Raw genomic sequence first — 7,181 nt, 5'->3', positions numbered from 1 at the left:
GAATACCAGCTGAGCAACTTTACGGGCCAGAAAATTCACCACCTTTTATTGGGTATGGCAATTTAACTGTCGGTTTCTATGATGCCAATCAATTTTTTGTCTTGTGATTATTCAATGAGATATGAAAAGTGATGAAAATTTGATTTATGACAAAAATATGAAGAAAAGGTTGAAACCGGTTGCAGAAACCAGTTACATTTTTTTTGTGCAAAGATAAACTGACAAGCGTTTACAAATGTCACCGTTTCATGACGGCAGGATTGCCTGAATTGAAGCGGGTCGTTAAACAGGGCGAAGGCTTCAAATAACGACGGACGACAATAAACAGGGCGTCAATAAACAGGGCGTCAATAGACAGGGCGTCAATAAACAGAAAGTGCTGTCTTTCTAAAAAAAACAGAAAACACACCAGGAGTAAATGGGGGTTAACGACGATGTTTAAAAAGACCATACTGGCGACAGCCATCCTCGTTGCAAGTGCCGCAACCGGCGCTTTTGCAGCAGACATGACTGATGATTCCATGTACACCGCTGCACAGAGTTCTGGAAATGCTTTCTTTGACGATGCATCCATAACCGGTGGTGTATATGCTTTCTCCCGCAAGCGAAACAGATACAACCCGGGTACTGACAAGTTTGAGACTAACCTGGATCATACATCAGTATTAGGCAATATTGATTTCAGTTCTGGTTATATCGGTGGCATTGTCGGCCTGGATCTGGGGGTATATGGCTCTATGGATCTTCAGCAGTCTGCTAGCCCTGACCATGAAATGAACTTTTTCCCCTGGGATGATCCCTATAACCCGGACTGGACACAGACAGAAACAAAGGATGATGTAAGTTTCTACAAGGCCGCTGTGAAATTCAAACTTGCGAACACATGGGCGAAAGCTGGTTATATCCAGCCATCAGGTCCTGGCGGTCTGGGTGTTAACTGGAATTTTCTGCCAGGTACTTACCGTGGTGCCCAGTTTGGTGCTGATTTTGGCAACTTGAGCCTGGCTTATATGTGGGCTGATGAATACAAGGCCCCATGGTTTCAGGAAACTTATGAATTCCGTACCAGAAATCCGGATGCAGGTTTGACTGGCATCGACGACAAACAGATCGACTATCTACACTCTGTTGGCGCTGTATACACATTTGCAAATGGTTTGATTCTTGACGGTGCTTTTTCTCAGTCTGATGGCTACCTCGACACATACCATGCCAAGGTCAAGCACTCTCTAATGGTTGCTGATGGTACCTTGAATCTGGCTTACCACTACTATGGTGCTAAAGATGCTGGCGATCTGGATGTTTATGATGGCAATGCCTGGCAACAGGCCCTTACTGCATCCTTTGCCGTTGGGCCTTATACCCTGAAGGCTGAGTCCACGGTAACCAGGGCCAGGGGTAAACAGGGATACTTTGTGTACCGGACAACAGTTCCGCTTGGTACCTCTGCCGGTGCCTACGACCTGTGGTGGGACTCCAGGAGTGACTTCAACCATGATGGTGAAAAGGCTGTTTATTTTGGCCTGTGGCGTGATCTGGCAGACCAGGATCTGGCTGGGTGGCGAGTGGGTGCTTCCTTCGCATACGGCTGGGATGGTAAGCCAGCTTCCGACTTCGGGGTTCAGGATGCACAGCTGAAAGAGAGTGCGGTTAACGTAGATATCGGTTACACCGTTCAGGAGGGCAACTGGAAAGGCAGCAGTTTTGCACTTCATTGGACCAATTATGACAACCATTCCGGGCAACCAAGCTGGACTGGTTTCAAAAATGCTTTCCAGGACGAGCATGACATCAAGCTGACTATGGTTGTTCCATACTCTTTCTGAGACTGAGATATCTCCGGTTTTTCTTCGACGAAGCCGGAGTTGCCTGTCTGTACCGTATTAATGAGACCTCCCCGTAATCGTTGTTCTGTGCATTCTTGGCGGGCATTATCTGCCCGGTTTTTTTGCCCGTTAATGAATTCATGCCGCTGACCGTGGTTCGCCGGAGGAATTGATTATCCCAGTACTGTGGCACCAGAACAAAAGCAATAGGGTTGCGCAATTGGCTTTTTGAACTATTCTCTGCTCACTTTAAACCAATTAACCTCACCGCATCGGATTCAGGACAAACAAGGCAGCTGTGAAGCACCGTTAATGGGTTTTTCCCGCAACTGTGAGAATAGAAATGTACTCAAGCACCGGACAACCTTTATCTCCCGGCTCGGCCAATCAGGAGGAAGCGGGCGGAAGTTTTAACACGCAGCCGGTACCTTCTCTCCAGAACACCATTGCCAGCGCAGGGAATATCCCGGGACGCGCCATTTCTTCTTCGGGCAACGCTTCTTCGGGCAACGGCAGCATAAAGTCATCGACGTCTGATTTTAAATTGGCGTATTTGGCCAGCCAACTGGCAGAAGCAGTCAAGTATGGCGACCAGACAGCCTTGGTCAACCTGTTGGATTTTCTCAAGAAACGGAAGATTGACCCCAATCTCTGCTACCAGCAAGGCCGCTACTCGCTGCGTTGGTTCGATAACGATTACAGTGTTTACAATATCCTCAGGGTACTTCTGGACAGAGGCATTGATCCCAATATGCCCACGACCGACCCGGATACTGATAATAATTACATACCTCTGCTTCAGGCTGCCACAATCGGCAGTTATCAGATCAGCAAGGCCTTGCTTGAGCATGGAGCTGATCCCCACGCTCGTAACCACGCTGATTGGACAGCACTGCACCTGGCCGTCCGGGAAGTAAAGGAGCAGAGCGTCATGCTCATGAAGTGCCTGGTGAATCATGGTGCCGATATTAATGCCCGTAATGATGTGGGACGCACCCCGCTGAGCATTGCCGTCCTGCATAGGGAACTGTTGGCGGTTAACGCCTTGCTGGACGAGGGAGCCGATCCCAATATTCCTGATAATAGCGGCTGTACCGCGCTGGATTATGCCGTCTCTATCGGATACACCAATATGGTGGACGACTTGCTGGCTCACGGTGCCAATCCTGATACGCCAGGCGAAAGCGGCGGGTGGAGCAACCCACTGTGTGATTCATTAAGCAGGCAACACACCGCCATTGCCGACATGCTCCTTTCTTACGGTGCCAATCCCAACAAGGCGAGCAAAAATGGCGATATACCGCTTCATCTGGCCATAGAGAAAAAAGACTCAGCCTGTGTTGACATGTTGCTGGCCCATGGAGCCGATCCAAATATTCGCAACTCGTCAGGACAGACCGCTCCGGAGTTTGCCAAAGTTGCAAAATCACCGCTTCGCATCACTAATGCCCTGAGTAAGCCCTCTAAATCCGGCTGGCTGCAGATTTCTGCCCGAAATTGTATTCGTTCAACCCTGATGCAGCCACAGATGACTCCGAAAAGAACCCGGGCAAAGCCTTTGTTAAAACAATCGAAAGACCTGCCGTTGACAGCGCCCATGCTAAAATTTGTGTCCAACCCACTGACGCTTTAACGAAATGTACTCAAGCACCGGACAATGTCTATATTTCTTGACAGGAAATGACCATCCAGAGGAACCAGCCGGGAGTTTGCCTGAAAAGTCTTTGCTGCAGCAGCCGGGTACCTCTGCAGAAAAAAATCCGGGTTTGGCCAATAACCGACGATTACCACCATCGACGGACGACAAACTGGCAAGACATGGTGACCTGCCAACCATCAACGACCAGCTGCTTGAGGCTGCCTGGCATGGCAGTTATGACGTTGTCAAAGCCTTGCTGGACCGGGGAGCAGACCCGAGAACCCGTGACAGTGGTCACTTTACGGCCCTGCATTTTGCCACCAGGAACAGCAATGATCAGACCGTCCTGCTCCTGAACTGCCTCCTGAATCACGGTGCCGATCTTAATGCTTTAACGGCGCTGAACCGTACTCCCCTGCAATGTGCCGTTATCTGTGGTAATCTTTCGGCCATAAACACCCTGTTGGAGCACGGTGCTGATCCCGATATTCCTGACCAGTTCGGTTTTACCCCACTCAATAAAGCGGTGGCACAGGGGGATCGCTTAATAGTTGACAAGTTGCTGGCTCACAGTGCCAACCCCGACAAGTTTGGCGTCTGGACCCTGAATCCACTGTACAAGGCGGTATTTAAAGGATACACCGATATTGTCCAGACACTGTTGGCCCACGGTGCCAATCCCGACCCCGACCTATGCAACACCTCTGGTCGAACCATGTTGAATTGTCTGGTAGAAAAGCTGCGGCCTGTTGCTGAGGTCTCGCTGATGCTGGCTAACGGTGCGGATCCCAATACGTGCAGCAATTCTGGCCAGACCATGCTGAATTTTGTGATAGATCGAGAAGATTGCCCTGTCCCGCTGCTTAAGCTCTTGCTGGCTAACGGCGCTGACCCCAATGCCCGGGGAGAAGATGGCGATACCCCGCTGCATCTGGGGGTTGCGAATAAAAGCCTGGAATTTGTCAAGGTTCTGATGGAAAACGGTGCCGATCCCGGTGTTCGTAACTCCCTGGGTTGGACAGCCCTGAAGAGTGCTGAAGCTGATGGGAACGTCCCTGAAATAATTGACCAATTGCGCCAGTATGTACCGGTTTATCAACCGGGCTCGCTTAAGGCCTGTGCCCGAACCTGTATTCGTCAACGGTTAGTGAAGAATCGGACATTGTTGGCAGACGTGCTGTCAACAGCCTCTGACTGTCTGCCACTGAAAGCTTCCTTAAAAGCTTATGTCTACAAACCGCTGGCGATCTAGTCACAGTAAACCGAAGGGTCCGGACATACTTGCACAGTGACAGTAAAGAGGGGGTTGCGCGGGACATAGGGTGTTTCATCGAAATTGAATGATTCAACTTCCTGGTTGTTGTAAGAAACGGTCAGGCCTTCAATTTTCAAACCCAGATCCCGCGCTATCCTGACAGTGCTCTTGCCATTCACGGTGGTTTCCAGAAAGTCTTTGCGGAAGCTGTCGGTGGTGTAATCCTTATGATGCGTGAACAAAACATCAAGGGTCTCTTCATTGCATATTTTGCAGCGTGCAATGGCCGTTGGCAGTTCCAGTAGCCAGTGTTTGCTTTGAAAAGTCCATTCAAACTGGTGCGTAATCACGTTACTCAGGAAAAATTTATTTTTGTCTTCATTATATCCCTTTTTAAAATTACTCTTGAATTTCCAATGCGTACGGTAAAACTCATTGCTGAAGTGACAATCACCATTGGCCAGATCAACACTTTTGGTCTGGGTCTGTCCCTTTGGGCCCACCCTCGTTTTGGTTAGATCGTTCAAGTTGGCAAATTCAGTGGCATAATCAGACTTCAAAGTTTTTATCTTATTTCGAATCTGCCGGTCCAGACGAATTTTTTTGTGGTATTTGCCCAGGGTTAGAGCGTTGGTGCTCAGCGTATTCTTGAACATCTGTTCCCTGACCGACTTATCTAACTCCTGGGGCATCAATGATTCGAGTTGTTGTTCAAGCATCCGATGCAGTTCCAGGCGTTGGCATTCATCATGCCTGGCCAATCGGACAATCCGCCCATCTGCCGTCATGCCAAGGGTACTCAGTGGCTCATCGTCGGGGTTATCGGTCAGGTAGCGCTCAATGGCGCGAGTGGTGTGTTCAGTGGCTATTGCAGTCGGGTTCATTGACAATGTCCTATTCCGAAAAAAATTTAAGTAGTTAACCAAATAAAATCATATTTTCTGACTACTCAACAAATTGAGAGCAATGCATTTGCAAGAAAATTAAGATGTGGCTTTGGGATTTTTTCTAAAGATAACTTTCACATTTTGAATTTATATTTTCTGCTCGTTGCGCTGGAGCCGTAGTATATGCGGAATTTATTTAAAGACAATCCCATACTGGTATTCAAATCAACTATTCAAATCAACTATTCAAATCAACAACTGCCAGAAAACAGGATTTCATGTGGTTAACTTTTTATAGACGAAATGCAGGAATTATTTCACGGCAATTAATTCATTCCATAGTCCTGAGACAATCGCGAAAAACAAGGGAGGTATGATAATTAATTGGAACTTTTGCCTGAGTTGGCAGTCAAATATTGTAAAACCAATCAGTCAAAGGAATCACCTTCAGGGAGATATTATTATGAACGCAATTATTGGCCGCATTCCAAGCATTTCCTGGAGCGATAAACTGCATGATGAATTACTTTGTCACAAAGTCAATGCTAATTTAGATCCCGATGATGCTAAAGTGTTTGTTCTGAACACCGGGACTAAAACTCGCATAGTGACTGTCTACCAACAAACTGACAACTGGCTACTTCACTCACCGACTGCCAGACCAAACATAGGCAAGGTCAACAGGATCAAGCCCGGAGGGACAACGATCAAGATCACGGAATGCGACAAATGCGTGACTATATTTCCTCAGTGCAAAACAGCACAGATGTGTGGTCCAGAAGTGCTTGGGATAAAAAATAATCATTTTGCAGTGATTACAACGTTTTTCCCGGACGTTCCAGGCGTTGAAGATATAGACTGTAAAGTGCCATTAAAACCGGGTTTTAAGCAGGAACGTCTCGAATATATTTTTTGCGCCAAACACCCGGAATCCACTTCTGAAGTGATCAGCAACTCATCACTCAATATCCGCAAAAGAAAATTGGGTTCCCGTGCAGTGGAATACATTGACCTTAATGACAAGGAGAAAATCCGATATTTCCATGGGATTGACCTGAAAGCGTATCTAAAAGGTACTTATGAGGAAAAAAAGGACCAATCCGGGGCTCAGAGGCCAGCGCCAGACCCAAACATTGACCCTTTTGTAGACCGCCCCGATGGCAGAGGGTATGGCTTCTCTGGCAAGATGGGTAATCCCGGAAGCCGGTGATTTTTCGCTCCTGAGAGAGCGGCGCCCCCGGCCCGGATATTTCATAAACTTGCTTCCGACTCTCGCTTGTCCTTTGCCGCGTGGGGCAGTCTATTCTCGGACACCTTCTGGGGGAGTTTTGTCCATTAGACCGAACTCCCCGCGATCCCTCACATAGTCGCCGACTTTGGCATCCTCCTCCTTCGCCCTGGCTTCCACATCCATAGGGTCCGAGATTTGGCGCAGTTTATGAAATACCCTGCCCAAGACAGTCTTGGGAATTGTCCCGTAATAACTTCATCATTTCATTCAGACTGGGAAAATGCCGCCGCCCGCTTCCCGCTGCCCGCAAAAGCACAAGTGGTTCCAGCTTTTCGGGAAGCGG

6 protein-coding genes are annotated in these 7,181 nt (G+C 48.2%); 4 read left to right on the top strand and 2 right to left on the bottom strand.

The window, feature by feature from the left end:
• Positions 1–238: 238 nt before the first annotated feature.
• Positions 239–508, bottom strand: a complete 270-nt coding sequence (locus KDK14_RS17280; protein ID WP_257266431.1) for a hypothetical protein — start codon at positions 506–508, stop codon at positions 239–241.
• Here KDK14_RS17280 and KDK14_RS17275 point away from each other — a divergent pair.
• The 3 genes from KDK14_RS17275 (at position 507) to KDK14_RS17265 (ending at position 4,717) form a co-directional block, all read left to right on the top strand.
• On the top strand, positions 507–1,826 hold the full coding sequence (locus tag KDK14_RS17275) for an OprD family porin (protein ID WP_257266430.1): 1,320 nt from the start codon (positions 507–509) through the stop codon (positions 1,824–1,826). The genes KDK14_RS17280 and KDK14_RS17275 overlap by 2 nt on opposite strands.
• Before the next feature lie 343 nt (positions 1,827–2,169).
• Positions 2,170–3,459, top strand: coding sequence for an ankyrin repeat domain-containing protein (locus KDK14_RS17270; RefSeq protein ID WP_257266429.1), 1,290 nt, complete (start codon positions 2,170–2,172; stop codon positions 3,457–3,459).
• A 76-nt stretch (positions 3,460–3,535) separates the two neighbouring features.
• On the top strand, positions 3,536–4,717 hold the full coding sequence (locus KDK14_RS17265) for an ankyrin repeat domain-containing protein (protein ID WP_257266427.1): 1,182 nt from the start codon (positions 3,536–3,538) through the stop codon (positions 4,715–4,717).
• Here KDK14_RS17265 and KDK14_RS17260 read toward each other — a convergent pair.
• Positions 4,714–5,604, bottom strand: coding sequence for a hypothetical protein (locus KDK14_RS17260; protein ID WP_257266426.1), 891 nt, complete (start codon positions 5,602–5,604; stop codon positions 4,714–4,716). The genes KDK14_RS17265 and KDK14_RS17260 overlap by 4 nt on opposite strands.
• Before the next feature lie 466 nt (positions 5,605–6,070).
• Between KDK14_RS17260 and KDK14_RS17255 the strand changes: the two genes are divergently transcribed.
• Positions 6,071–6,817: a hypothetical protein gene (locus tag KDK14_RS17255; RefSeq protein ID WP_257266425.1), complete on the top strand. Its 747-nt coding sequence runs from the start codon at positions 6,071–6,073 to the stop codon at positions 6,815–6,817.
• The last annotated feature ends 364 nt before the right edge of the window (positions 6,818–7,181 follow it).

Origin of the sequence: Endozoicomonas sp. ONNA2 (genome assembly GCF_024606365.1) — a bacterium.
Lineage (GTDB): Bacteria > Pseudomonadota > Gammaproteobacteria > Pseudomonadales > Endozoicomonadaceae > Endozoicomonas.
This window is presented reverse-complemented; position numbering and strand designations above follow the sequence as displayed.